This is a genomic window from Phyllobacterium myrsinacearum (assembly GCF_002980555.1).
Lineage (GTDB): Bacteria > Pseudomonadota > Alphaproteobacteria > Rhizobiales > Rhizobiaceae > Phyllobacterium > Phyllobacterium myrsinacearum.
The window spans coordinates 390,313-414,915 of record NZ_PVBT01000002.1 but is presented as its reverse complement, the minus strand read 5'-3'; the positions used below and the strand labels follow the sequence as shown (position 1 = coordinate 414,915).

At 60.6% G+C, this 24,603-nt stretch carries 21 protein-coding genes; 15 read left to right on the top strand and 6 right to left on the bottom strand.

What is annotated here, in order from left to right; translation table 11 throughout:
* The first annotated feature begins 71 nt into the window (after nucleotides 1–71).
* Entirely contained in the window at nucleotides 72–2,294 is a 2,223-nt protein-coding gene (locus tag C5750_RS08835) for a marine proteobacterial sortase target protein (RefSeq protein WP_425350443.1), read from the top strand.
* Complete coding sequence (locus C5750_RS08830) at nucleotides 2,294–2,914, top strand: class GN sortase (RefSeq protein WP_105733492.1); 621 nt, start codon at nucleotides 2,294–2,296, stop codon at nucleotides 2,912–2,914. Before C5750_RS08835 ends, C5750_RS08830 begins: the two co-directional genes overlap by 1 nt.
* A gap of 2 nt (nucleotides 2,915–2,916) precedes the next feature.
* Here C5750_RS08830 and C5750_RS08825 read toward each other — a convergent pair whose 3' ends face one another.
* Together C5750_RS08825 and C5750_RS08820 are read right to left on the bottom strand one after the other, a co-directional pair.
* Nucleotides 2,917–4,524, bottom strand: coding sequence for an acyl-CoA synthetase (locus tag C5750_RS08825; protein WP_105733491.1), 1,608 nt, complete (start codon nucleotides 4,522–4,524; stop codon nucleotides 2,917–2,919).
* On the bottom strand, nucleotides 4,521–5,390 hold the full coding sequence (locus tag C5750_RS08820) for an IclR family transcriptional regulator (protein ID WP_105733490.1): 870 nt from the start codon (nucleotides 5,388–5,390) through the stop codon (nucleotides 4,521–4,523). Before C5750_RS08820 ends, C5750_RS08825 begins: the two co-directional genes overlap by 4 nt.
* A 223-nt stretch (nucleotides 5,391–5,613) precedes the next feature.
* Between C5750_RS08820 and C5750_RS08815 the strand changes: the two genes are divergently transcribed.
* The 5 genes from C5750_RS08815 to C5750_RS08795 are packed head-to-tail and all read left to right on the top strand — an operon-like array spanning nucleotide 5,614 to nucleotide 10,999.
* Nucleotides 5,614–6,630, top strand: a complete 1,017-nt coding sequence (locus tag C5750_RS08815) for a TRAP transporter substrate-binding protein (RefSeq protein ID WP_162800198.1) — start codon at nucleotides 5,614–5,616, stop codon at nucleotides 6,628–6,630.
* A gap of 11 nt (nucleotides 6,631–6,641) precedes the next feature.
* Entirely contained in the window at nucleotides 6,642–8,543 is a 1,902-nt protein-coding gene (locus C5750_RS08810; protein WP_105733489.1) for a TRAP transporter large permease, read from the top strand.
* Nucleotides 8,543–9,346: an SDR family NAD(P)-dependent oxidoreductase gene (locus C5750_RS08805; protein WP_105733488.1), complete on the top strand. Its 804-nt coding sequence runs from the start codon at nucleotides 8,543–8,545 to the stop codon at nucleotides 9,344–9,346. Before C5750_RS08810 ends, C5750_RS08805 begins: the two co-directional genes overlap by 1 nt.
* Nucleotides 9,339–10,196: a PCC domain-containing protein gene (locus tag C5750_RS08800; RefSeq protein WP_245421048.1), complete on the top strand. Its 858-nt coding sequence runs from the start codon at nucleotides 9,339–9,341 to the stop codon at nucleotides 10,194–10,196. Before C5750_RS08805 ends, C5750_RS08800 begins: the two co-directional genes overlap by 8 nt.
* 35 nt (nucleotides 10,197–10,231) lie before the next feature.
* Nucleotides 10,232–10,999 carry an SDR family NAD(P)-dependent oxidoreductase gene (locus tag C5750_RS08795; RefSeq protein WP_105733486.1) on the top strand — a complete coding sequence of 256 codons (768 nt, stop codon included), beginning with the start codon at nucleotides 10,232–10,234 and terminating at the stop codon, nucleotides 10,997–10,999.
* A gap of 12 nt (nucleotides 11,000–11,011) precedes the next feature.
* Here C5750_RS08795 and C5750_RS08790 read toward each other — a convergent pair whose 3' ends face one another.
* Entirely contained in the window at nucleotides 11,012–12,058 is a 1,047-nt protein-coding gene (locus tag C5750_RS08790; protein ID WP_105733485.1) for a LacI family transcriptional regulator, read from the bottom strand.
* A gap of 350 nt (nucleotides 12,059–12,408) precedes the next feature.
* Here C5750_RS08790 and C5750_RS08785 point away from each other — a divergent pair, with 350 nt between their 5' ends.
* The 6 genes from C5750_RS08785 (at nucleotide 12,409) to C5750_RS08760 (ending at nucleotide 18,547) form a co-directional block, all read left to right on the top strand.
* Nucleotides 12,409–13,653, top strand: coding sequence for an ABC transporter substrate-binding protein (locus C5750_RS08785; RefSeq protein ID WP_105733484.1), 1,245 nt, complete (start codon nucleotides 12,409–12,411; stop codon nucleotides 13,651–13,653).
* A 75-nt stretch (nucleotides 13,654–13,728) separates the two neighbouring features.
* Entirely contained in the window at nucleotides 13,729–14,622 is an 894-nt protein-coding gene (locus C5750_RS08780) for a carbohydrate ABC transporter permease (RefSeq protein ID WP_105733483.1), read from the top strand.
* Between the two features lie 2 nt (nucleotides 14,623–14,624).
* On the top strand, nucleotides 14,625–15,521 hold the full coding sequence (locus C5750_RS08775) for a carbohydrate ABC transporter permease (protein WP_105733869.1): 897 nt from the start codon (nucleotides 14,625–14,627) through the stop codon (nucleotides 15,519–15,521).
* 6 nt (nucleotides 15,522–15,527) lie between these two features.
* Nucleotides 15,528–16,625, top strand: coding sequence for an ABC transporter ATP-binding protein (locus C5750_RS08770; protein WP_105733482.1), 1,098 nt, complete (start codon nucleotides 15,528–15,530; stop codon nucleotides 16,623–16,625).
* Nucleotides 16,626–16,646: 21 nt separating this feature from the next.
* Nucleotides 16,647–17,393, top strand: a complete 747-nt coding sequence (locus C5750_RS08765; protein WP_105733481.1) for a sugar phosphate isomerase/epimerase family protein — start codon at nucleotides 16,647–16,649, stop codon at nucleotides 17,391–17,393.
* 14 nt (nucleotides 17,394–17,407) lie between these two features.
* The gene (locus tag C5750_RS08760) at nucleotides 17,408–18,547 is read left to right on the top strand and encodes a Gfo/Idh/MocA family protein (RefSeq protein ID WP_105733480.1); all 1,140 of its coding nucleotides are present in this window, start codon (nucleotides 17,408–17,410) and stop codon (nucleotides 18,545–18,547) included.
* Nucleotides 18,548–18,607: 60 nt separating this feature from the next.
* Here C5750_RS08760 and soxR read toward each other — a convergent pair whose 3' ends face one another.
* Nucleotides 18,608–19,078 carry a redox-sensitive transcriptional activator SoxR gene (soxR, locus tag C5750_RS08755; protein ID WP_105733479.1) on the bottom strand — a complete coding sequence of 157 codons (471 nt, stop codon included), beginning with the start codon at nucleotides 19,076–19,078 and terminating at the stop codon, nucleotides 18,608–18,610.
* Between the two features lie 149 nt (nucleotides 19,079–19,227).
* Here soxR and ggt point away from each other — a divergent pair, with 149 nt between their 5' ends.
* Nucleotides 19,228–20,973 (top strand): gamma-glutamyltransferase, encoded by a 1,746-nt coding sequence (gene ggt / locus C5750_RS08750; protein WP_105733478.1) that lies wholly within the window; start codon nucleotides 19,228–19,230, stop codon nucleotides 20,971–20,973.
* Nucleotides 20,974–21,012: 39 nt separating this feature from the next.
* Here the strand turns inward: ggt and C5750_RS08745 are convergent, their stop codons facing one another.
* Nucleotides 21,013–22,188, bottom strand: coding sequence for an aminotransferase (locus C5750_RS08745; protein WP_105733477.1), 1,176 nt, complete (start codon nucleotides 22,186–22,188; stop codon nucleotides 21,013–21,015).
* An 11-nt stretch (nucleotides 22,189–22,199) separates the two neighbouring features.
* On the bottom strand, nucleotides 22,200–23,246 hold the full coding sequence (locus C5750_RS08740; RefSeq protein ID WP_105733476.1) for a LysR substrate-binding domain-containing protein: 1,047 nt from the start codon (nucleotides 23,244–23,246) through the stop codon (nucleotides 22,200–22,202).
* A 223-nt stretch (nucleotides 23,247–23,469) separates the two neighbouring features.
* Between C5750_RS08740 and speB the strand changes: the two genes are divergently transcribed.
* Nucleotides 23,470–24,534: an agmatinase gene (speB, locus tag C5750_RS08735; RefSeq protein WP_105733475.1), complete on the top strand. Its 1,065-nt coding sequence runs from the start codon at nucleotides 23,470–23,472 to the stop codon at nucleotides 24,532–24,534.
* The last annotated feature ends 69 nt before the right edge of the window (nucleotides 24,535–24,603 follow it).

Sequence of the window (24,603 nt, the reverse complement as noted above, 5' to 3'; positions counted from 1 at the left end):
CGATGGGAGCACCAACAGGAGCTTTCCCGATGAAAACCGCAACCTTCCATACCCAGCAATCTCCCCAAGCCATGCCCCATTGGCTGCGCCGTACCTGCCAGGCACTCTGGTTGATCAACATCGTTGGTCTGCCATTCATTGCGCTCGCGATATTCTTTTTCAGCCTGGTAACGGCGCATGCCGAAACCGCCCAATCGCCGCTTGTCACCCTTGATGACGTCAAATCCGGCACGCTTCTGCTGAAAAGCGCGGAAGCCAGCCGCTACGTCGAAGCGCCGCGCGTCGCCACGGATGTTGACATCGTCGTCAGCGGCCCGACGGCACGCGCCCGCATCACCCAGATATTCAGCAACCCGTCCAATGGCTGGGTCGAGGCGGTCTATGCCTATCCGCTGCCGGAAGACAGTGCAGTGCATGCGCTGAAAATGGTTGTCGGCAAGCGCGTCATCGTCGGTGATATCAAGGAAAAGAAGGAAGCCAAGGCCATCTATGAAACAGCGAAGGCATCCGGCCGGAAAGCCAGCCTGATCGAGCAGCAGCGGCCGAATCTTTTCACCAATTCCGTCGCCAATATCGGCCCGCACGAGCAGGTTGTTGTCCAGATCGATTATCAGGAGCCCGTGCGCCTGTCCGGCGACGAATTCTCGCTGCGCGTACCGCTGGTTGTCGCTCCGCGCTACAATCCTGCACCGATCACGCAGACCGCAGACCTCGCGGCCGATGGTTCCGGCTGGGGCACTACGGCCGATCCGGTTGCCGATCGCAGCAAGATCACACCGCCCGTGCTTGATCCGCGCGTCAATGCCCCGGTCAACCCGGTCAGCATCAAGGTCCGCCTGCAGGCTGGATTTGCCCTGGGCGAGGTGAAGAGCCATCACCATGCCGTCAACACCGAAACCATCGATGCCCAGACGCAGGTCATCGCGCTGGCAGGCGACAACCACGCCGACCGTGACTTTGAACTGACCTGGAAGCCGCAAAATGCCAAGGCACCCGCTGTCGGCCTGTTCCGCGAAACGGTCGGCAAGCATGACTATGCGCTCGCCTATGTCACGCCGCCGGTTGCCCAACAGAAGCAGGAACAGCGCCCGCGCGAAATCGTCTTTGTCATCGACAATTCCGGTTCGATGGGCGGCACCTCGATGAATCAGGCCAAGGCCAGCCTTGACTATGCCTTGAGCCGTCTCAAGCCCGCTGACCGCTTCAACGTCATCCGCTTCGACGACACCATGACCTCGCTGTTCCAGGATACCGTTGCCGCCGATCGCGAAAACGTGTCCACCGCCCGCGAGTTTGTCGGTGACCTCGAAGCATCCGGCGGCACGGAAATGCTTGCACCGCTGGAAGCAGCCCTTAACGACCGGCGCCCCAATGATCAGTCCTTTGTCCGCCAGATCGTGTTCCTCACCGACGGCGCCATCGGCAACGAACAGCAACTGCTCGATACCATTGCCGCGAGGCTCGGCCGTTCGCGGGTCTTCATGGTCGGCATCGGCTCGGCTCCCAACAACTATCTGATGAACCGCGCCGCTGAACTTGGCCGTGGCACCTTCACCTCCATCGGCTCGACGGATCAGGTCGATGAGCGCATGCGCTCGCTCTTTGCCAAGCTTGAAAGCCCTGTCATTACCAACCTCAGCGCCACCTTCTCGGCCGGCAATGCCGATGTGACACCCGCCATCCTGCCTGATCTCTACCGCGGCGAGCCGCTCGTCATTGCCGCCAGGCTCGGTTCGCTCTCCGGCACACTGACAGTCAAGGGCATGATCGGCACGCAGCCATGGGAGGTTACACTGCCGGTTGCCAAGGCCGCGGAAGGCGAAGGCCTGTCAAAGCTCTGGGCCCGCCGCAAGATTTCCGACGCGGAAGTCGAAAGCACCCTTGGCAAGATCAGCCGTGACGAAGCCGACAAGCGCATCCTGAAACTCGCCCTTGAAAACAGTCTCGTCTCACGCCTGACCAGTCTGGTTGCCGTCGACAAGACCCCGTCACGGGCGCAGGACAAGCCGCTGACCCGCGCCGACGTCCCGCTCAATCTCCCGGCAGGCTGGGATTTCGACAAGGTGTTCGGTGAACAGGCATCGCGCAAGGCCAGCCTCGACAACGGCTCGGACATCCAGCTGGCAAAACTGGCGGCAGGCAAGAAGCCGGTTATTCAGCAGGCTCCAGCCGATGAACTGCCCCTGCCGCAGACGGCGACCGACGCGGAACTGCGCATGATCGCCGGTTTGATGCTGCTCCTCGCCAGCGCCGGGCTGTTCTTCATCACCCGCAAGACAAGGGGGAACGCATGATGCGCGCGATCAACACACGGCACGGCATCTCCGAGTGGAAAGGCAGGGCGGTTTTCCGCCCTGCCCTCCGGGCAGGAATGGCTGTGATGGCTCTGGTTGGCCTGATACTGCTCAGCCAGGGCCTGTGGATTCACGCGAAAGCCATGGTGGCGCAGGTACTTCTCGACCGCGCCTTCACCCGGAGCATCGAAACCGGTCAGTCTGTGAAGCCCTGGTCATGGGCGGATACCTGGCCGGTTGCGCGGCTTGAGTTTCCGCGCATTGGCGAAACCTCCATCGCCCTGCACGGGGCAAGCGGACAGGCTCTGGCCTTCGGTCCCGGCCATGTCAACCGCAGCGCCGAAGCCGGCGAAAACGGTACGGCAGTCTACGCCGCACACCGCGACACGCATTTTGCCTTTCTGAAGGACGTGCAGATCGGCGATGCGGTCCGCATTACCCGGCGGGACGGCAAGGTTTTCACCTATCAGGTCACGGAAACCTCTGTCGTTCGCTGGGATCAATCCGGCATCGATACCAATGCAGGCGGCAAGAATCTGGTTCTTGCCACCTGCTGGCCATTCAATGCCGCGACGCCGGGGCCGATGCGCTATCTGGTGAAGGCGCGGATGCTGGAATGAACTCAGCTGTCCAGCTCACCCCGCCGGATCAGTTCTTCCCTGATGAGCTTCTTGGCGATCTTGCCGTAAGCGGATTTGGGCATATCCGGCCAGAAGATGAAACGCTTGGGCAGTTTATAGCGCGCCATCTTGCCGTTCAGCCACGCCATGACAGCCTCGCCATCCGGCGCGCTGCCGGAGCGGGCAACACAGACCGCCAGTCCGACCTCACCCCACACCGGATCGGGAATGCCCAGCACCGCCGCCTCGCTGATATCGGGATGGGTGAGTATCTTTTCCTCGATCTCGCGCGGATAGACGTTGGAACCGCCGGAGATGTACATGTCGGACGCCCGGCCAGTGATATAGACGAAACCCGCCTCGTCCATGTGGCCGAGATCGCCGGTCCGGAACCAGCCATCGCGAAAGGCTTTCGCATTGGCGTCGGGGTTATCGTAATAGCCCGCAAACACCGCCGGCCCGATGACGCAGATCTCGCCGGTTTCGCCCGGTTTGACCTCCTGGCCGGTGTCGTCCTGAATGGCGATCTGCATGCCGGTCCGCGCAAAGCCGCAGGTGCCGATCCGTGCATCGGGACCATCCTGCGTCGTATGATAGGCAGGCGGCAGCACCGTGATGTTGCCGGTCACCTCGCCGAGGCCGAAATACTGCACGAGCACCGGCCCAAGCGTTTTCAACGCATGAATCTGGTCGCTCCGGTACATGGGCGCGCCCGCATAGATCACATAGCGCAGGGATGAATGGTCACGCTCATGCACGGACGGGTGTTCTGTCAGCATTTTCAGGATCGTCGGCACCGTGAACATGTTGGTCACGCGCCATGTCTCGACCAGCCGCCACGCCTCGGCAACGTCAAACTTCTCCGTCGGGAGCAGGATTGTCTTCGACCCCCGTGCCACCTGGGTCAGTTGGTGAATACCCGCACCATGCGACAGCGGCGCAACCACCAGCGAAGCATCTTTTTCCGTGGTGCCGGGCATCAGATCGCACAAATGATTGGTGATGACGAATGCCATCTGGCCATGGGTGAGGACAGCCGCCTTGGGCCGCCCCGTCGTGCCCGATGTAAAGAAGAACCAGCAGGGATCGTCATGATCGACGGAGGCGGTGGCAACCTTGGCGCCGTCAAAGCGGGCGACGATATCATCATAATCGTCGCCGAAATCCGCCTTGCCGATGGCAATGACGAAGGCGAGACCGGGATTCATGTCCCGGCTTGCCGCGGCATGATCGGGAAAGAGGTGGCCGCAGATCATGCCCTTGGCTCCGCTCGCCTTGGCGAGGTAGGCGACCTCATCCGGCGTCTGGCGGAAATTCGCGGGCACCCAGACGGCGCCCAGCTGGAAACAGGCGAACATCGATTCGAACATCTGATTGCAGTTCTGCGACTGGATCAGAATGCGGTCACCCTTGACGACACCGAATTCGCTGTGCAGTGCCGCAGCCATGGCATCGACACGCCGCTGCAGCGCGCTCCAGCTCCAGCTTTTCTCACCCCAGACGAAACCCGTTTCCTCAGGCAGGCGGCGCGCGGTCTGCGCCAGGAAACCCGACAGGTTCATCACGCGTTTCGACATGGCTGTCATCCCGGCCGCATCCTTGCTGCTCATGCTTTCATCCGTTCGGGTCTTGCTCTGGATTTCCCGCCAGCCGCCGGTGCCCGTTTCGGCCGGTCGTTGAGCGGCTGCAGATGGGCCAGCCGCGCCTCGATCTTTTTCGCCTCGATGCGCATCAGTTCCGCCAGTTCCTGCTGGCGCGCCGGTTGCATGCGGCTGTCGATCGCCGCGATGCTCAACGCCCCGGCCGCCCTTCCATCGGGAAAATGGATCGCAACGCCGATGCCCCAGGAATTGGCCAGAATACGTCCCGGATTAAGGGCAAAACCCTGTTCCCGCGTTGCCGCGATATCCTCCCTGATCTGCCACGGCGGAAGATTGGGGTAATCGGCAAGCAGCACCGTCTCGTTGGCGGCCAGGATGATTTCGATCTCGTCATCCGGCATCGTTGCAAGGATCGCCAGGGAACCGCCGCCGACGCCGAGAGGATGCCGGTAGCCCGCCTGCAGCGCATGGGTGCGGATGGGATAGGTGCCCTCTTCCCGGTGCAGGCACACGGCGTAGGTCTCGCGCTGGATGGAGAGAAAACTGGTATCCTGCGTCTTGGCGGAGAGGATGCTGAGGCTATCGCGCGTGATCTGCAACAGGCCATATCGGCGGGTGGCGAGCGTTCCCAGCACATAGGCTTCCTGTCCGAGATAATAACGCCGGGTCTGCGCATCCTGTTCGACCAGCCCCGAGCGGATGAGCGCGAGCAGCAGCCGCCGTGTTGTCGGCTTGTTGAGGCCGCCCTGCTCGACAATCTCGCTCAGCGACCCGCCCTGATCGCCGAAATAGCTGACAAGACTGAGAAGTCCGAGTGCCCTGTCGACACTTTGCGATCCGTTGAGACTGGCGGGTGCCGTCATCTTTTCTTCCATGCTCTCCCACACGCATTTTGATCCATATTGTGGATCATTTTATTGATCTATTGAACTATGGCATAAAAATTATTGCAAGATGCCAGTATTTGTTTATGGTTTTATCCAATTCAAGGAGGAAATGCATTCTACAATATGGACCTGTGATTTGAATTGGCGCAATGGAGGTTGCATCTGTTCAATGAGGTCCGTGGGATGCGCCACGCTGTTCGGGAGGAATCACATGAACAATCTGTCACGCCGCCAGGTCCTGGCCGGCACCGCGGCAACCCTTGTTGCCAGCCCCTTCATCATGCGCCGTCCGGCGCATGCGGCGGAATTTTCCTATAAGTACGCCAACAACCTGCCGGTGTCCCACCCGATGAACATCCGGGCGCAGGAAGCCGCCGACAAGATCAAGGCGGAGACCGGCGGACGCTTCGAGCTGTCGATCTTCCCGTCGAGCCAGCTTGGCTCCGATACGGATACGCTCAGCCAGCTCCGCTCCGGCGCGGTGGAGTTCTTCACGCTTTCCGGCCTGATCCTGTCGACCCTCGTTCCGGCCGCGTCCATCAATGGTATCGGCTTTGCCTTCCCTGACAGCGCCACCGTCTGGAAGGCGATGGATGGCGATCTCGGCGCCCATGTGCGCAAGCAGATCGAGAAATCCAATCTGGTCGCCATGGAAAAGATCTGGGACAACGGCTTCCGCCACATCACGTCGAGCACCAAGCCGATCGTCGCCCCGGATGATCTGAAGAACTTCAAGATCCGTGTTCCCGTCAGCCCGTTGTGGACCTCCATGTTCACCGCTTTCCAGTCATCGCCCGCCAGCATCAACTTCAACGAGGTATACTCCTCGCTGCAGACCAAAGTTGTCGAGGGGCAGGAAAACCCGCTCGCCATCATTTCGACGGCCAAACTCTATGAAGTGCAGAAATACTGTTCCCTGACCAGCCATATGTGGGACGGTTTCTGGTTCCTGTCGAACCGCCGCGCCTGGGAAGCTTTGCCCGACGATATCAGGACCGTCGTTGCCAAGCACATCAATGCCGCCGGTCTTGCCGAACGCGACGATGTGGCCAAGCTCACCGAAACCCTGCAGGCCGATCTGAAAACCAAGGGCCTTGAATTCAACACGCCGGACCCGGTGCCCTTCCGCGATGCCCTGCGCAAGGCAGGCTTCTATTCCGAATGGAAGGGCAAGTATGGCGAGGAGGCCTGGGGTCTTCTGGAAAAAGTCGTCGGCCAGCTGGCATAGGGGCGAACCCGATGGCAGGGCTCAGACTGACCGAAGGCGCCGTGGCGGCGGAGGGCGAAAGCATTCTTTCTCCCCCGCCCCGCAATGACCATTCCATCGCGTCGAAACTCGACCGGCTGCTTGGCCATCTCGTCGAGTTTCCCGTGGCAGTCCTCGTTGTTGCCGAGGTGGTCATCCTGTTTGCGGGCATCATCGCCCGCTATGTCGTGCATCAGCCGCTGATCTGGTCGGATGAACTGGCATCGATCCTGTTCCTGTGGCTCGCCATGCTGGGTGCGGTGGTGGCATTCCGGCGCGGCGAGCACATGCGCATGACGGCGCTGGTCGGCATGATGAACCCGCAGCGCCGGGCGTTTTTCGACGTTATCGCCATTGTCGGGGCGATGGCATTTCTCCTGCTCATCGTCTATCCCGCCTATGACTACGCGCATGAGGAAACCTACATCACCACGCCGGCGCTGGAGATAACCAATGCATGGCGCGCGGCGGCATTGCCTGTTGGCGCCGGATTGATGATCGTCTCGGCGCTCATCAAACTGTTTCAGGTATCGAACCTGCGGCATGTCGTGACGGCGATTGCCCTTATCGGCGTGCTGACACTTGTCTTCTGGCTGCTCGGGCCTTCCTTGAAGCCGCTGGGCAACATCAATCTGCTGATCTTCTTCGTCGGCGTCGTTGCGGCCCTCGTTCTCAGCGGCGTTCCCATTGCCTTTTCCTTCGGCCTTGCCACCTTCGGCTATCTCGCCCTGACGACGAATGTGCCGATGATCGTGGTCATCGGCCGCATGGACGAAGGCATGTCGCACCTCATTCTCCTCGCCGTGCCGCTCTTCGTGTTTCTCGGCGTGCTCATCGAAATGACCGGCATGGCGCGTGCCATGGTGCAGTTTCTGGCAAGCCTCCTCGGGCATGTGCGCGGCGGCCTCTCCTATGTGCTGATCGGCGCGATGTACCTCGTCTCCGGCATATCGGGCGCCAAGGCCGCCGATATGGCCGCGGTCGCGCCGGTGCTGTTTCCGGAAATGAAGGCGCGCGGCGCCAAGCCGGGCGATCTGGTCGCCCTGCTCTCGGCCACCGGCGCGCAGACGGAAACCATTCCGCCCAGCCTCGTGCTCATCACCATCGGCTCGGTCACCGGCGTGTCCATCGCCGCCCTGTTCACCGGCGGCCTCTTACCCGGCGTTGTCCTGGCCGTCATGCTGTGTTTCGTCGTCTGGCGCCGCTACCGCCATGAGGACCTGTCGCATGTCACGCGCGCTACCGGGCGGCAGATCGGTCGGGCTTTTGTCATCGCCCTGCCCGCCCTGGCGCTTCCCTTCATCATCCGAGCTTCCGTCGTTGAGGGTGTGGCGACGGCGACGGAAGTATCGACCATCGGCATTGTCTACTCCATCGTGGCGGGGCTTTTCATCTACAGGCAATTCGACTGGGCACGGCTGAAACCCATGCTGGTGGACACCGCCTCGCTCTCCGGCGCCATCCTGCTGATCATCGGCGCGGCGACCGGCATGGCCTGGGCATTGACGCAGTCCGGTTTCTCGCGCGAACTCGCCGCCGCCATGACGGGCCTGCCCGGCGGCCCCATCACATTCCTTGCCGTTTCGATTGTCGCGTTCATCATTCTCGGCAGCGTTCTGGAAGGCATACCCGCCATCGTGCTTTTCGGCCCGCTGCTGTTTCCCATTGCCCGGCAGGTCGGCGTGCATGAGGTGCACTACGCCATGGTCGTGATCCTTTCGATGGGTATCGGCCTTTTCGCCCCGCCCTTCGGCGTCGGCTATTACGCCGCCTGCGCCATTGGCCGGGTCAATCCCGACGAGGGCATGCGGCCCATCTGGGGCTATCTCGCCGCCCTTATTCTCGGCATCATTCTCGTGGCTGCCGTCCCGTGGATTTCGATTGGCTTCCTGTAATGACTGAACGACTGAAAGATAAAATCGCCATGGTTTTCGGGGCGGGCTCGTCCGGCCCCGGATGGAGCAACGGCAAGGCTGCCGCCGCCGCCTATGCCCGCGAAGGTGCAACCGTCATTTGCATCGACCTGCAACAGGAAGCCGCCGAGGAAACGGCAGCACTTATCGCGGCGGAGGGCCTTTCCGCCATGGCTGTTACCTCGGACGTCACCAGCACCGCGTCCGTCACAGCGGCCGTGGAGACCACGATCAAGCGCCATGGCCGGATCGACATTCTGCACAACAATGTCGGCGTCGCCACAGCGGGCGGACCGGAAGACCTCGATGACGAAAAATTCCGGATGTCGCTTGATATCAATGTCGGCTCGGTTTTCCGCACCGCCAAGGCCGTCCTGCCGCATATGAGGGCGCGCAGATCCGGTGCGATCGTCAATATTTCATCGCTGGCCGCCATTCGCTGGACCGGCTATCCCTATTTCGCCTATTACGCGGCCAAGGGTGCAGTCAATCAGGCGACGGTGGCGCTTGCCTTGCAATACGCAGCGCACGGCATCCGCGCCAATTGCATCATGCCCGGCATGATCGATACGCCGCTGATCTACAAGCAGATTTCCGGCAATTATGCCTCGAATGAAGAGATGGTCGCCGCGCGCAACCGCCTTGTTCCGCTGGGGCAGATGGGCAGCGCGTTCGACGTGGCCAATGCCGCCGTCTTCCTTGCGTCCGACGAGGCAAAATTCATCACGGGCGTCTGCCTGCCCGTCGATGGCGGACAGAGCTGTTCGGCGGTGGTCGGTGCCTGACCGCCAGTTGCAACAACCCGGCCCGGCGGCGGCGGAGCGGTTCGAGAGTTTCGCCGGGACCGGGCGTAGATTCAGCTTTGAGCTCCAGCCGGGTCTCAGCCTCAACGAGGCCATTGCCACCCCGCTGGCCACTGCCAATCTGCGCGCCGCATCGCTTGTCATCGAAGGCGGCGCCTTCGCGCCCTTTCATTACCTCATGCCGGCACTCTCGACCGATGGCCTTCATGCGGCATGGTACAGCGACACCTTCTCACCGGCGGGTGAAACCCTGATGGAGCGGGGCAATGTCACCTTTGGCGAGCGGGATGGCGCAGCGTTCATCCATTGCCACGCCACCTGGATCGAACCGGATGGCAGGCGCTGCGCCGGTCATATCCTGCCGCATGAGACAATCGTCAGCCAGCCAGTCCGCGCCACGGTCTGGGGCGTCGAGACCATCCGCATGGTGTCGGAGCCGGATGCGGAAACCGCATTCACCATTTTCCATCCCGTGCCGGTCAGCGAACCTGCGGCCGAGGACACCGGCCCGCGAACAATCATCGCCCGCGTCTGCCCGAACGAAGACATCACCGGCGCGCTGGAAGCAATCTGCCGCAAGCATGGCTTTGCCGGGGCGCATCTGCGCGGCGGCGTCGGCAGCCTCATCGGCGCCCGATATGCCGATGGAACCCGCGTCGACGATATTGCAACGGAAGTCTTCATCACCGGCGGGTTTGTTTCGGCAGATGCCCGCAGGACCCGCATAGAGATCACCATGGTCGATACCAAAGGCGGCATCACCCGCGGCGATCTTGAGCGCGGCGACAATCCCGTCTGCATCACCTTTGAACTGTGTCTGGAAGAGGCCTGACCACCTCTTCTTCCGCAACAGAGAGGACCACTATCATGACGACATCCGGCACAGACGAGCGCACCGCTCTTGTCACTGGCGGCGCATCGGGGATCGGTCTTGCGACGGTCCATGCCCTGGCCAGCGACGGCTGGAAGATTGTCGTGGCAGATCGTGACGTGAAGGAAACGGTGAAGGCAGAGCTCGGCAAGGCCTATCCCGGCCGTATCCGGTTTGCGCAGCTTGACGTGACCGACGAGCACGCCGTTGAAGCATTGATGGCCGGGACCGAAGCGGAGTTCGGTTCGATCAGGGGAATTGTCTGCTCGGCCGGAATCGGCCGCGATACTCCGTTTTTCGACACCACGGCGGACATGTTCCGGCAAATCTACGAGATCAACGTCATCGGCACATTTCTGGTCACACAGGCCGGTGCGCGCATCATGGCGGCAAGCGGCGGCGGTGCCATTGTCAATCTCGCCTCGATCTCGGGCATGCGCGGCAATATCGGACGGTCGGCCTACGGCGCATCAAAGGGGGCGATCATCAACCTGACCAAGGTGATGGCGGTCGAACTTGCACCCTACAACATCCGCGTCAATGCCATTGCCCCCGGCCCGGTCGAGACGCCCATGGCCGCCGCCCTGCATACGCCTGAAATACGTGAGGGCTGGAGCAGGACGGTGCCGCAGCGGCGCTACGGCCAGCCGGAGGAAATCGCCAGCACGATCGCTTTCCTTCTCGACGAAAACCGTTCAAGCTATGTGACGGGCCAGACGCTGGCGGTCGACGGCGGCTTCACCGCCGGTGGCCTTATCGGCTAGCTAACCACCCGCCTACTCGGCCTCCGGGTAGCTCAGGCTCTGCAACTGCGTCGGGTCCGTCCCTTCGATGCGCCGCAGCACCGCCCGGGCAAGCTCGCGCCCGGCATGCCGCACGTCTTCGTTGAACACAATGATTTCCGGGCGGAACCATCGCAGGAACTGTGTCGTCTGCTTCGATACCAGATCGATGTCCCGGCCAAGTTTCATGCCCGTTGCCTCGATACCCGCGACAACAGCAACAGTCAGACCGCCGGTGCAGCAGATGATGCCATCCGGAGGATTGGGCTGGCGCATGAACATTTCCGTCCGGTTGCGTACATCGTCCAATGAAATGCTGCCGTTCCAATGGTCGAGCATGACGGGCGCCGCCCCGCTTTCCTGCAGGCCCCGCCTGAACCCGTCATCGAGATGCCAGTAATAGGTATGAGCGGGGCCAGGCCCGGCAACCATGGCAATCCGGCGGCGGCCGCGTTCAACCAGGCTTTTCACCGCCGCATAGGCATAGGCTTCGTTGTCGAAGTCGTGGAACGGATGCTCGATACCCATTCGCGTCCGTCCGTGCGTGGCAAAGGGAAAACGATGATCCGTCAGGTAGCGCACGCGCGGATCGGTCGGCTGGGTCTGGGACATGATGATCCCGTCCGCCGATCCTGTTTCAATGATGTAGCGGATGGGCTGCATCGGATCGTTCTCTGGCGAGTACGGCGTCACGATGAGATGGTAGGGTGTTTCGGCCAGGACTTCGGAAATGCCATAGACGAGATTGGAGGTCAGCCCCATGATCTCGCTCTGCGCATTGAGCACCAGGCTGATGACGTTGGTCTTGCCCGTCCGCAGGCGTACACCCGCGCGGTTCGGCCGGTAGCCGATTTGTCTGGCGATCAACTGCACGCGGTTCTTGGTCGCCTGACCGATCTCCGGCGCATCCTTGAGCGCGCGCGAAACAGTCGTCACCCCGAGCCCTGCCATGAACGCAATGGTTTTCAGCGTCGGCCTCTCGCCGTCCGCAAGCGCCGCCACTTTTTCCCCGTCGTCAGGGTGATGCTGCTTGTCGTTCATGCCATTTCAACCGGTTAACAGAATTATTCTCTCTGTATGGACCCGCCAAGAGCGTTCTTCAAGATACCTTCCTCCAGTTTCTGTATCGTTTCAGGTTTTTCATATTTCCAAGTTGTTGCAATGCACCACAGGCTCAACCGTCGGACCGGTCCTCGCCCTGCTTTGCATAAAAGTCGATAGGCTGTAGGCGGGAATTTTTGACATTAACCTCGTAACTGATTGTTTTTATTGCACACGTAGGAGAGTCCTGTGGATTATATTGATGATCGAAAAAAATCAGAGACGCATGATTGCCTCATTCAAAATTTTCAATTACCGTACCTGTAACGTTTCAGATTTGGGAGGATACGATGCGTTACCGGACATCTCTGGCCTTATTGGCTGCATCCACATTGTTATGGACAACCGGCATTGCCGGCGCCGTGGATCTGGAGGTCACCCATTGGTGGACATCGGGCGGCGAGGCAGCTGCGGCCAAGGTGCTTGCCGAATCCTTCGACAAACAGGGCGGTGACAAATGGGTTGATGGCGCGATTGCCGGCAGCGGCTCGACCGCGACCCCGATCATCGTCAGCCGCATTCTTGGCGGTAACCCGATGGGCGCGACCCAGCTCAACACCGGCCGCGATGCGGAAGACCTGGTCAAGGCCGGAATGATGACCGACCTTTCGGATCTTGCCGCCAAAGAAGGCTGGGCCGATTTCATCCGCCCGGCAAAGCTGCTCGACGCCTGTAAATATGACGGGAAGATTTACTGCGTGCCGGTCAACATCCACTCATGGCAATGGATGTGGATCAATCCCAATACCTTCAAGGATGCGGGTCTGCCAGTTCCGGCAAACTGGCAGGAATTTGTTGCCGCAGCACCCAAGCTGAAGGAAAAGGGCATCATCCCGCTTGCCACCGGCGATGCCTGGCAGGTCAACGGCATTTTCAACGTCATGCTTCCCTCACTCGGCGGCAAGGACCTGTTCCTGAAGGTCTATCAGGACAAGAATGCCGAGGCCGCCGCCAGCCCGGAAATGAAGGCTGTATGGGAAGCATTTGCGCAGGCCCGCGGCCTGGTCGATCCCGGCTATGTCGGCCGCTCCTGGAACGAGGCGACCACGCTCGTCATCACCGGCAAGGCCGGGGCGCAGGTCATGGGCGATTGGGCCCAGGGCGAGTTCGGCGTGGCGAAAAAGGTTGCCGGAACCGATTATGACTGCCTGCCGGGTCTGGGCGGCAACGCCATTCTCGATACGGGCGGGGATGCCTTCTATTTCCCCAAGAACCAGAATCCCGAAGTGACCAAGGCGCAGCTCAAGCTGGCGAGCCTTCTGCTTTCGAAGGAAACGCAGGTTGCCTTCAATCTCGCCAAGGGATCATTGCCGGTGCGCGGCGATGTCGATCTGGATGCCGCCAATGCCTGCATGAAAAAAGGCATCGAGATCCTGAAAAAGCCGGAGAATATCCTGCCGTCCCTGAACCAGAATCTGACTGCCGATACCAAGGGGCAGATCGAGGACCTGACCAAGGAGTTCTTCGCCGACGCCCACATGTCCGTCGATGATGCGCAGGCCCGCTTCGTCGATATCATCAAGCAAGCCCAGTAGAACCGACCATCCTCCTCGCTTCCGCCAGTCGCGCAAGCGGCGGGCGGCCGTGGCGAAGAGTTGACGGAGAACGCCATGAGTTCCACCGCGCGTCCAAATACATTGTTCAAGAACCTGAATGCCAAGGTTGCGGCTCTGCCGATGATCGCAACCGTTCTTGTGGTCTTCATCGGCTGCACGCTGTGGACCGTCGTTTATTCCTTCACGGCATCGCGGGCATTGCCGGAGCTGACATTCGTCGGGTTCGACCAGTATACCCGCCTGTTCAATACGCCGCGCTGGAACATCTCCGCCATCAACCTTGCGATCTTCGGCGTGTTCCTCCTGTTCTTTTCATCGGTCATCGGCTTCATTCTCGCGGCGCTGATGGACCAGAAAATCCGCTTCGAGAACACGTTCCGCACCATCTTTCTCTATCCCTATGCCCTGTCGTTCATCGTCACGGGCCTGGTCTGGCAATGGATACTCACGCCCACCTACGGCATCCAGCGGGTGGTGCGGGACCTCGGCTTTGAAAACTTCACCTTCTCGATCCTCAATGACCAGCGCTATGCCATCTACGCCATCGTCATTGCCGGCCTCTGGCACGGCACCGGCCTTGTCATGGCGCTGATGCTGGCGGGCCTGCGCAACATCGACGAGGAAATCTGGAAGGCCGCGCGGGTCGATGGCATCCCCATCTGGAAGACCTATCTTTTCATCATCATTCCGATGATGCGCCCGGTCTTCATCACCACCATTGTCCTGATCGCCGCCGGTATCGTGCGTGTCTATGACCTCGTCGTCGCGCTGACTGACGGCGGTCCCGGCAATGCCAGCGAAGTCCCGGCCAAATATGTCTACGAATTCATGTTCCGGCGCGCCAACCTCGGACAGGGCCTTGCCGCCTCCACCATCATGCTGACCACTGTTCTCATCGTCCTCATTCCCTGGGCCTTGATGGAATTCCGCGAGGGCAAACGCAAATGACCATGGCAAGCCAAACCACAGCCGAACCACGCGGCAAGCGTCCGACGACGACATTCGCACCATCGACGATCATGATTTACGGCGTCCTGCTGGTGGCGGCGATCTACTACCTGCTGCCGCTCTACGTGATGATGGTTACCTCGCTGAAAGGCATGCCGGAAATCCGCCTCGGCAATATCTTCTCGCCGCCCGTGGAGATCACCTTCCAGTCGTGGAGCACCGCCTGGGACAGCGCCTGTACCGGCCTTTATTGCGAGGGCCTGAAGGTTGGTTTCATGAACTCGGTGAAGATCACCATACCGAGCGTCATTGCTTCGATCCTCATCGCCTCGATAAACGGCTATGCGCTTGCCAACTGGCGCTTCAAGGGTTCGGAGGTGTTTTTCAGCATTCTCCTGTTCGGCGCCTTCATTCCCTATCAGGTGATGCTGTACCCGCTTGTCATCATCACCCGCAACCTCGGCATTTTTGGAACGCTGACCGGCGTCATCGTGATCCATACCATCTTCGGCATGCCGATCCTGACCCTGCTGTTCCGCAACTACTTCGCCTCGCTGCCGCCGGAACTCTTCAAGGCGGCACGCGTCGACGGGGCGGGATTCTGGCGCATCTTCTTCCAGATCATGGTGCCGATGTCCGCGCCGATCTTCGTCGTGGCAATCATCCTGCAGGTTACCGGCATCTGGAATGACTTCCTCTTCGGCGTCGTCTTCGCCGGCACGAAAAACGTGCCGATGACGGTGCAGCTCAACAACATCGTCAACTCGACGCAGGGCGTCAAGGAATACAACGTCAACATGGCAGCCACCATCCTCACCGGTCTGGTGCCGCTGCTCGTCTACTTCTTCTCAGGCAAATATTTCGTCAGGGGCATTGCCGCTGGCGCCGTCAAAGGATGACCGCCGATGCAGCAAAGCCCCAGCGTTTCGATCAAGGATCTCTCACTCAACTACGGTTCGGTGAGCGTGCTCAAGGACCTCAACATCGACGTGGCCGATGGCGAGTTTCTCGTGCTGCTCGGGCCGTCTGGCTGCGGAAAATCGACCTTGCTCAATTGCATCGCTGGCTTACTTGAGATCTCGGACGGGCAGATTTTCATCAAGGACAAGAACGTCACGTGGAAGGAGCCGAAAGATCGCGGCATCGGCATGGTGTTCCAGTCCTACGCGCTCTATCCGCAGATGACGGTCGAGAAAAACCTTTCCTTCGGCCTGCGCGTGGCGGGCCTGCCCAAGGCAGAGATCGACAAGCGGATCGCCAATGCGGCTGATATTCTACAGATCGGGCCGCTTCTGCAACGCAAGCCCGGTGCGCTTTCCGGCGGCCAGCGCCAGCGCGTCGCCATCGGCCGTGCCCTGGTGCGCGACGTCGATGTATTCCTGTTCGACGAGCCGTTGTCCAACCTGGATGCCAAGCTGCGCTCGGAGCTGCGCGTCGAGATCAAGCGCCTGCACCAGAAGCTCGCCAATACGATGATCTACGTCACCCACGACCAGATCGAGGCCCTGACCCTTGCGGATCGCATCGCCGTCATGAAGGGCGGCTTGATCCAGCAGCTGGACGAGCCGCTTACCATCTACAACAGGCCCCGCAACCTGTTCGTCGCCAGTTTCATCGGCTCACCCTCGATGAATTTCCTCAAGGGTGAGATCGCAGAGAAGGATGGCAAACCTGTCTTCCGCATTGCCGACCTCGACATCTCCCTGGAAAGCTATGCGGCGCAGGAGCCCCTGCAAGCCGGACGCCCGGTCATTTTCGGCCTGCGCCCCGAACACATTGCGCTCAGCGACCAGCCCGGCCCGGCGGGCCGCTCATGCAAGGCGACCGTCGATCTCGACGAGCCCATGGGCGCCGACAGCCTTGTCTGGCTGAAAGTCGCCGGCAAAGCCGTGTCCGTGCGCGTCGATTCCGGCCGCCGCTACCAGAATGGTGAAACCGTACACCTCACCTTCGATCCAGCCCTCGCCTCGCTTTTTGACTCCCAGACTGAAGACCGCATCTGACAAACCTATGGAGTACTGACCGTGACCGACTTTTCCTACCAGCTTTACAGTTCCCGCAACTTTCCGCCGCTCGACAGAATTCTTCCGATCCTGCAGAAGAATGGTTATGCGCAGGTGGAAGGCTATGGCGGCGTCTATACGGATGCAGCGGCAACCCGGGCCGCGCTCGATGCCCATGGCCTTGCCATGACATCGGGCCATTTCAGCATCGACCTTCTGGAAAACGAGCCAAACAAGGTGCTGGATATTGCCGGGACGCTTGGCATGCAAGCCATCTACTGCCCGCATCTGGCTGTCGAGCAGCGCCCGTCGGACGCGTCCGGCTGGTCGGATTTCGGCAGGCGGCTCGAAGCGGCGCACGCCACCTACAGCAAGGCCGGATATATTTTCGGCTGGCACAACCATGATTTCGAGTTCAAGGCACTGGCTGACGGCTCGATCCCGCAGAAACACATCCTTGATGCGGCCCCAAGCATTTCCTGGGAAGCGGATATCGCCTGGATCATCCGCGGCGGAGCGGACCCGTTCCAGTGGATCGGGGATTACGGCTCCCGTATCAGCGCCGTTCACGTCAAGGACATCGCACCGGCTGGCGAAAACACCAATGAAGACGGCTGGGCCGATGTCGGTTACGGCACGGTCGACTGGAAAGCGCTCTTCACAGCGCTGAAGGCCACGCCGGTGCGGTATTTCGTTATGGAACACGACAACCCGTCGGATGACGAGCGGTTTGCCCGCCGCTCCATCGCGACGGTCAAGGCCTTCTGAAGAAAGACAGCATCATGGCAAAAACACTTGGTATTGGCATCATCGGTGCCGGCAATATTTCCGCCACCTATTTGAAACTGGGACCCCTGTTCAAGGGCATTGAAATCCGTGCCGTAGCGGACCTCAACAGGAAGACGGCGGAAGCGCGGGCCAAGGAATTCGGCATCGACGCACGCAGCATCGACAAGCTGCTTGCAAGCGATGACATCGACCTCGTCGTCAACCTGACCGTGCCGGACGCGCACTTCACGGTCTCGCAGCAAATTCTTTCGGCCGGCAAGCATCTCTATTCGGAGAAGCCGCTCACCCTGTCGCTCAAGGACGGCCTTGAGTTGCAGAAACTTGCCAGCAAGAAGGGGTTGAAAGCAGGCTGTGCGCCGGACACTTATCTGGGCGGTGCGCACCAGCTCGCACGCAAAGCGGTGGACGACGGCCAGATCGGCACGATCACATCGGGAACCGCGCACGTGATGAGCCACGGCATGGAACACTGGCATCCCAACCCGGACTTCTTCTTCCGTCCGGGCGGCGGCCCGATTCTCGACCTCGGCCCCTACTACATCGCCAATCTGGTCAATCTCATCGGACCCGTGAAGCGGGTAGCCGCCCTGACCTCGATGGCGACCCCCACGCGCACCATTACCAGCGAACCGCGCCGGGGCGAAACCATCGAGGTGACGACACCGACGACCATTCAGGCTCTGCTTGAATTTGCCAGCGGCGCGTCCATCACCCTGTCGGCAAGCTGGGATGTCTGGGCGCACCATCATCCGAACATGGAGCTTTACGGCACCGATGGTTCGCTGTTCCTGCCCGATCCGAATTTCTTCGGCGGCGATGTCAAATTGGCCAAACCCGGCAAGAAGGCGAAATCGCTGAAGAGCTGGGCGCATCCCTTCGGCATTCCCAACCAGAAGCATTCCGTCGGCATGATGGCCAATTACCGTACGGCCGGACTGGCCGACATGGCCGCAGCGATTCTCGAAGGACGCGACATTCGCTGCTCCATCGACCGCGCGCTGCACGGCGTCGATGTCATGGTTTCAATCCTGCGCTCCGGCGAGGAAAAGAAATTCATCGACATCAAGACCAGCTGCACACGCCCCGAAGCACTTGGGATCAAGGAAGCCAAATCCCTTTTGAAGAAGAAATAAGCCTCCCAAGGCTGTTCCCCCCCCCTCTGCCCGGTGCGGCAGAGGGGCCTGGCCCGGAATTCAGTCGATCGCCGGTGATGGATCGAGCAATCGCGGCCCCGGCCCCTGCTCCGACAGTTCATCCCAGGGATTGCGCAAGGGGCATTCCTGCATCGACAGGCAGCCGCAGCCGATGCAGCAGTTCAGCTGATCGCGCAAGCCGATCAGTTTGTTGATCCGGTCATCAAGATCCGCTTTCCAGCCCGCCGACAATCGCCGCCAGTCCGCGGAGGTCGGTGCCCGTTCCTGCGGCAGGGTCGACAGGGCATCGGCAATCGATGCCAGCGGTATGCCCGTCCGCTGCGCCACCTTGATGATGGCAACGCGCCGCAGGACCTCGCGCGAGTAGCGGCGCTGGTTGCCACGGTTGCGTTCGCTGTGGATAAGGCCCTTGCTCTCGTAGAAATGCAGCGTCGAGACCGCCACGCCGCTGCGCGCCGCCACTTCGCCCACGGTCAATTGCCTGTGCCGCTCACCCGGTTTGATCGTCATGACTCACACCTCAACCTCAATATTACTTCAGGTTTATAGCGAACCAGTCCTGCGTTGTAAATTTGTTGGGTAAGTTGCTTTTCCAGCTGGACATGGCGCGCGAGAGAGGCTCCTCTAGCCATTCCATGATTGCCAGCAGGAGGAAGAGTATGCAGACCCGTTTCACAACGGTGGTGTCTTTCACCGTTTCGCTCGCTTTGAGCACAATCCCCATCACCACAGCCTTTGCAGCATCGCCTGAACCGGCGAAAGCCGAACATGGCATGGTCGTATCAGCCCAGCATCTGGCGTCGCAGGTCGGCGTCGACGTCTTGAAGAATGGCGGCAATGCCGTGGATGCCGCCGTGGCCGTTGGTTACGCCCTCGCCGTTGTCTATCCCACGGCCGGCAATGTGGGCGGCGGCGGGTTCATGACCATTCGCCTCAAGGACGGTAAGACGACCTTTCTCGATTTTCGCGAGCGCGCTCCGCTGGCGTCTACCAAAACCATGTATCTCGATGACAAGAGCAATATCGTCAAAGGTCTAAGCCTCGACGGATATCTGGCGGTTGGCGTGCCGGGAAGCGTTGCAGGATTCGAACTGGCGCGTGAGAAGTATGGCACCAAGAAACGCGAGGAATTGCTGGGACCGGCGATCCGTCTTGCGCGGGACGGTTTCGAGCTGGTTCAGGGCGATATCAATTCGTTCAAGGCCGGCAACAAGCGGCTTGCCAAGGATCCGGCCGCTGCGGCCATCTTTCTGAAACCTGACGGCAAACCCTATGCGGTTGGCGAGACGCTGGTTCAGACCGATCTTGCTGCAACACTTTCCGGCATTTCTGATAAAGGCACGGACTCATTCTACAAAGGCGCGACCGCTGATGCGATCGTCAAGGCAAGCCAGGACAAGGGCGGCATTCTCGCCAAGCAGGATTTCGAACAATACAAAGTACGCGAACTGGAGCCGGTGAAATGCAATTACCGTGGCTATGACATCGTGTCGTCACCGCCGCCCAGCTCCGGCGGCGTGATCATCTGCGAAATCCTCAATGTGCTCGAAGGTTATCCGCTGTCCTATCTCGGCTACGGCTCCGCCGAAACCGTACATGCGATGGTCGAGGCCATGCGCTACGCCTATGTCGACCGTAACTCAGCACTTGGCGACCCGGATTTCGTCGACAATCCGGTGTCGAAATTGCTCGACAAGGCCTATGCCAAGGAAATTCGCGAGAAGATCAGCCCATTCAAGGCCGGTGTATCGAAAGAACTGATGCCGAAAGGCCTCGGCGAAAGCCACGAAACCACCCACTATTCCATCATCGATGATGAAGGCAATGCCGTTGCCGTCACCTATACGTTGAACGGCTCTTTCGGTGCTGGTGTGGTTGCTCCCGGAACCGGCGTGCTTCTCAACAACGAGATGGATGACTTCACCTCCAAGCCCGGCGTTCCCAATCTGTACGGGCTGGTGCAGGGCGAAGCCAACGCCATCGCGCCGAAGAAGACGCCGCTCTCCTCGATGAGCCCGACGATCATTTCAAAGGACGGCAAGCCGTTCATGGTCATCGGCAGCCCCGGCGGTTCGCGCATCATCACCATCACGCTGGAAGCGATCCTCAACGTCATCGACCACGGCATGAACATCCAGGAAGCCATTGACGCGCCGCGCATCCACCATCAGTGGCTGCCGGACAAGGTCTACATGGAGCCCTATGCCCTCTCGGCTGATACGCGCAAAGTGTTGAGCGACATGGGCCACACGGTCCAGATCGACAAGGACTGGTCGATCTGGGGCCAGGCCGCAGGTATTCTCGTCGGCGGCGCCAGTCTTTCGGATATCGAAAGGGGTGGCGGCGCGCGCTACAACGGCGCCATCGACAGCCGTGCCAGCTCAGGCGAAGCAAAAGGCTACTGAAACGCCAGGGGCTGGCAACGCTGTTGCCAGCCCCTGTGGTCAGATGCTGAAATCGATCATGCGGCCGCGCAGCTGGCGGATTGTCGCCGCATCGGCATTGGCAAAGGCAAAGCGCAGGAACTGCGTGTGTCCGGCGCCGAAATATTCACCTGGAATGGCCAGTATGCCCGCCTGTCTGGCCAATTGCTCGGCCACTTCGACCGAGGTTTTGTTTGGGAAGGGATGGCGGACAAACGCGAAGTAAGCGCCGATGGCCTCGAGCTTCCAGCCGCCGAGACCGGCCATGGTCTCGCGCAGCGCCTGGGCACGGGTTTCGATTTCCAGCCGGTTGGCGGCGCGCCAGTCACTCAAGGCCGGGAGCGCATGCGCTACGGCAATCTGCGGTGCACGCGGCGCGCAGATCTGCAGATTGTCCATGATCTTGGCAATTTCCGCGACAACGGTTTCACCCGCCGTTACCGCCCCCAGCCGGTGGCCCGGAATGCAGAAGGATTTGGAAAAGCTGTAGAGCTGGATGAGGTTGTCTTCCCAGCCGCTTTCATTGAAAAGACCATGCGGTGCGCCCGCGCCATCGGCGAGAAAGTCGCGGTAGGTCTCATCCAGAATGAGCCAGATGCCATGCTTCCTGCAAACCTCGAAAATTGCGCGGAGCCGGTCGGGTGAATAGACCGCGCCGGTTGGATTGTTCGGGGTGACCAGCGCCAGCGCACGCACGCCCGGCACCAGCGCCTCTTCCACCGCCTGCACAGTCGGCACAAAACCATCTTCGGCACCGCAGGCGACAAAGCCTGTCCTGATGCCAAGCATCGACAGCGTGGTTTCATGGTTGAAATAGAAGGGATCGGTGACAAGCACCGTTTCGCCCGCGGCGGCCACGACCATGGCCGCGCAGATGAAGGCCTGGTTGCAGCCCGATGTGATGTGGACGTTCCGGCCGCTGATGCCGGCGCCATAAAGCGCCGACACATGCGCGCCATAGGCATCGCGAAGCACCGTCTCGCCCTCGATCGGCCCGTAATTGGCATAGGCAACCGAAGACGCCGCTTCGCCCAGCCACCGCAGCATGTCCGGATGCGGCGGATAGCCGGGAACGGCCTGCGACAGGTCGATCAAAGGGCCATGCCCGCCCGCATAGGCCCTGCCCCAGGCCTGCACGGCCGGAATGGGCGGGGGAGACAGGCGGGTGACAAGCGGGTTCAGCACTGCAGCAGTCATGGATGATCGTCCTATCGGATATCGGCCTTGGCACGCCGCTTCTGCGTGCGGTCCGGCCTTTTGGCTCGTGTTGTGGGAATGGATGGCGGTGCCGCCACGCGCTCGGGCGCACTGATCTTGCCGTTGCGCCGCCGGATGATCCGGCGGGCCGAGGTCTGCGGTTCCGTGATGGTGTCGGTTTCCAGCGATGCGAAGAACCAGTCGATGAAAACCTTGACGATGGGCGCATTGCGCACCTCGTTGCGGCAGGCGACGTGGAATGCATCATTGGCAGGCACGGTCAGATCGAAGGGAACGATGAGTTCGCCCTTGGCGATCAGGTTGCTCGCCGTGATTGTATCGCCAAGCGAAACGCCCTGCCCGTAAAGCGCAGCCTCCGTTGAAAGCCGCGCATCGCTCATGAAATGCTGGGCACCGCGCGCAAGATCCGTGGCGTCGGCTGCGGCCAGCCATGTATTCCATTCGCGTCCGTCATCGCCATGCAGGAGAACATGGTTGCGCAGGTCGCGGACCGAGCGCAGCGGGCGGCTGTTGAGCAGCGTCGGGCTGGCCACCGGAAAAAGCTTCAGCGTGCTCCACAAACGCGACCAGCAGTCCGACCATTTGCCATCGCCGTAGAGCACGCAGACATCCACATCAGGCGACTGGAGATGATGCGCCTCATTGGTGGCAATAAGTGTCAGCCGGATATCGGGATATTGTTCGGTGAACTGATTCATGCGGGGAATGAGCCAGAGCGACAGAAGCGCCGGCACGCACGTCACCGTCAATTCGCCCTTGGTCGTGGGGCGTTTCATCAGGGCAGTTGCCGTGGCAATATCCTCGAATGCCTTGGAAATGGTCGGCAGCAGCAGTGCCCCCTGCGCCGTCAGTTTCAGCCGCTGCGCACCGCGCTCGAACAGGCGGACATCGAGCGTTGCTTCCAATGCCTTGATCTGGTGGCTGATGGCACCGTGGGTCACATTGAGTTCCCGGGCAGCTGCGGTCACGGAACCATGCCGCGCCGTCGCTTCGAAGGCGCGCAGGGGATTCAATGGAGGCAACCGGCCAAGCGTCATGGGAGACTCCAATAGACACCAAATTCAGGTTTGTCATGTGAGATTTTCTCACACTAATCCCTACAACAATGTCAATTGCTTTTCCATCGCCTTTGCATCGATAATGCCGGGAACAAAGGCGAAAAGCCCAGGGGAACTGACAGAAGCGGATCACATCGGACAACCCTCGCATGGGCAATCCCTCCCGCGTTTCCCCCGAGCTTTCAGAGAACGGGATAATGTCATGACATCATGGGATGAGAAGAAGCTGAGCGATCTGCGGGCCAAATATGGCGAAAGCCATGGCGGCGAGCTGTTCGATCCAACCTTCCGCAAGGTTGCGGACAAGATTTTCTCCAAGAGCGGCACGCGGCTTGCACCCTATGCGGGCATTCCAACGTTCCTCACCGCGCCCTATATGCCGGTCGATGCAACGGCGCCGGATTTCGGCAATCTGCAGGTGGCCATTGTCGGCGTTCCGATGGACCTTGGCGTCACCAACCGTCCCGGGTCGCGCTTCGGTCCGCGCGCCGTGCGCACCATCGAACGCATCGGGCCATACAACCATGTGCTCGGTTGTGCGCCTGTCTTTGACCTGCGCGTTGCCGATATCGGCGACGTGCCCTTCGCCAGCCGCTACCGGCTGGAGCAGAGCCATGACGATATCGAGCGCCGGTTTAACCAGATCGTCGACGCCGGCGTGGTGCCGCTTGCCGTCGGCGGCGATCATTCGATCAGCCATCCCATTCTCAAGGCCGTCGGCAAGAAGCGTCCGGTCGGCATGATTCACATCGACGCCCATTGCGATACCGGCGGCGCCTTCGACCAGACGAAGTTCCATCACGGCGGGCCGTTCCGCAATGCCGTGCTCGACGGGGTGCTTGATCCAACCCGCACGGTTCAGATCGGCATTCGCGGCTCGGCGGAATATCTGTGGGAGTTCTCCTACGAATCCGGCATGACCGTCATCCACGCGGAAGAGGTCACCGGCCTTGGCATACCAGCCATCATCGAGAAGGCGCGCAAGATCGTCGGCGACGGCCCGACCTATCTGTCGTTCGACATCGACAGCGTCGATCCGAGCTTTGCGCCGGGCACCGGCACCCCCGAGGTGGGCGGCCTGACCACCCGCGAAGTGCTGGAGCTGATCCGCGGCCTCAAGGGCATCAACCTGGTGGGCGGCGACGTGGTGGAAGTAGCGCCGCAATATGACGCGACCACCAACACCGCCCATGCCGGGGCACAGGTGTTGTTCGAAATCCTGAGCCTGATGGTGTTCAGCCCGTTCGTTGCAGGAAATCGCGCCTGACACACATCAATAAATCGGCCTGACAAACGGTGCGGCGACAGCATTCCGCACCGTCACATAAGAACAAGA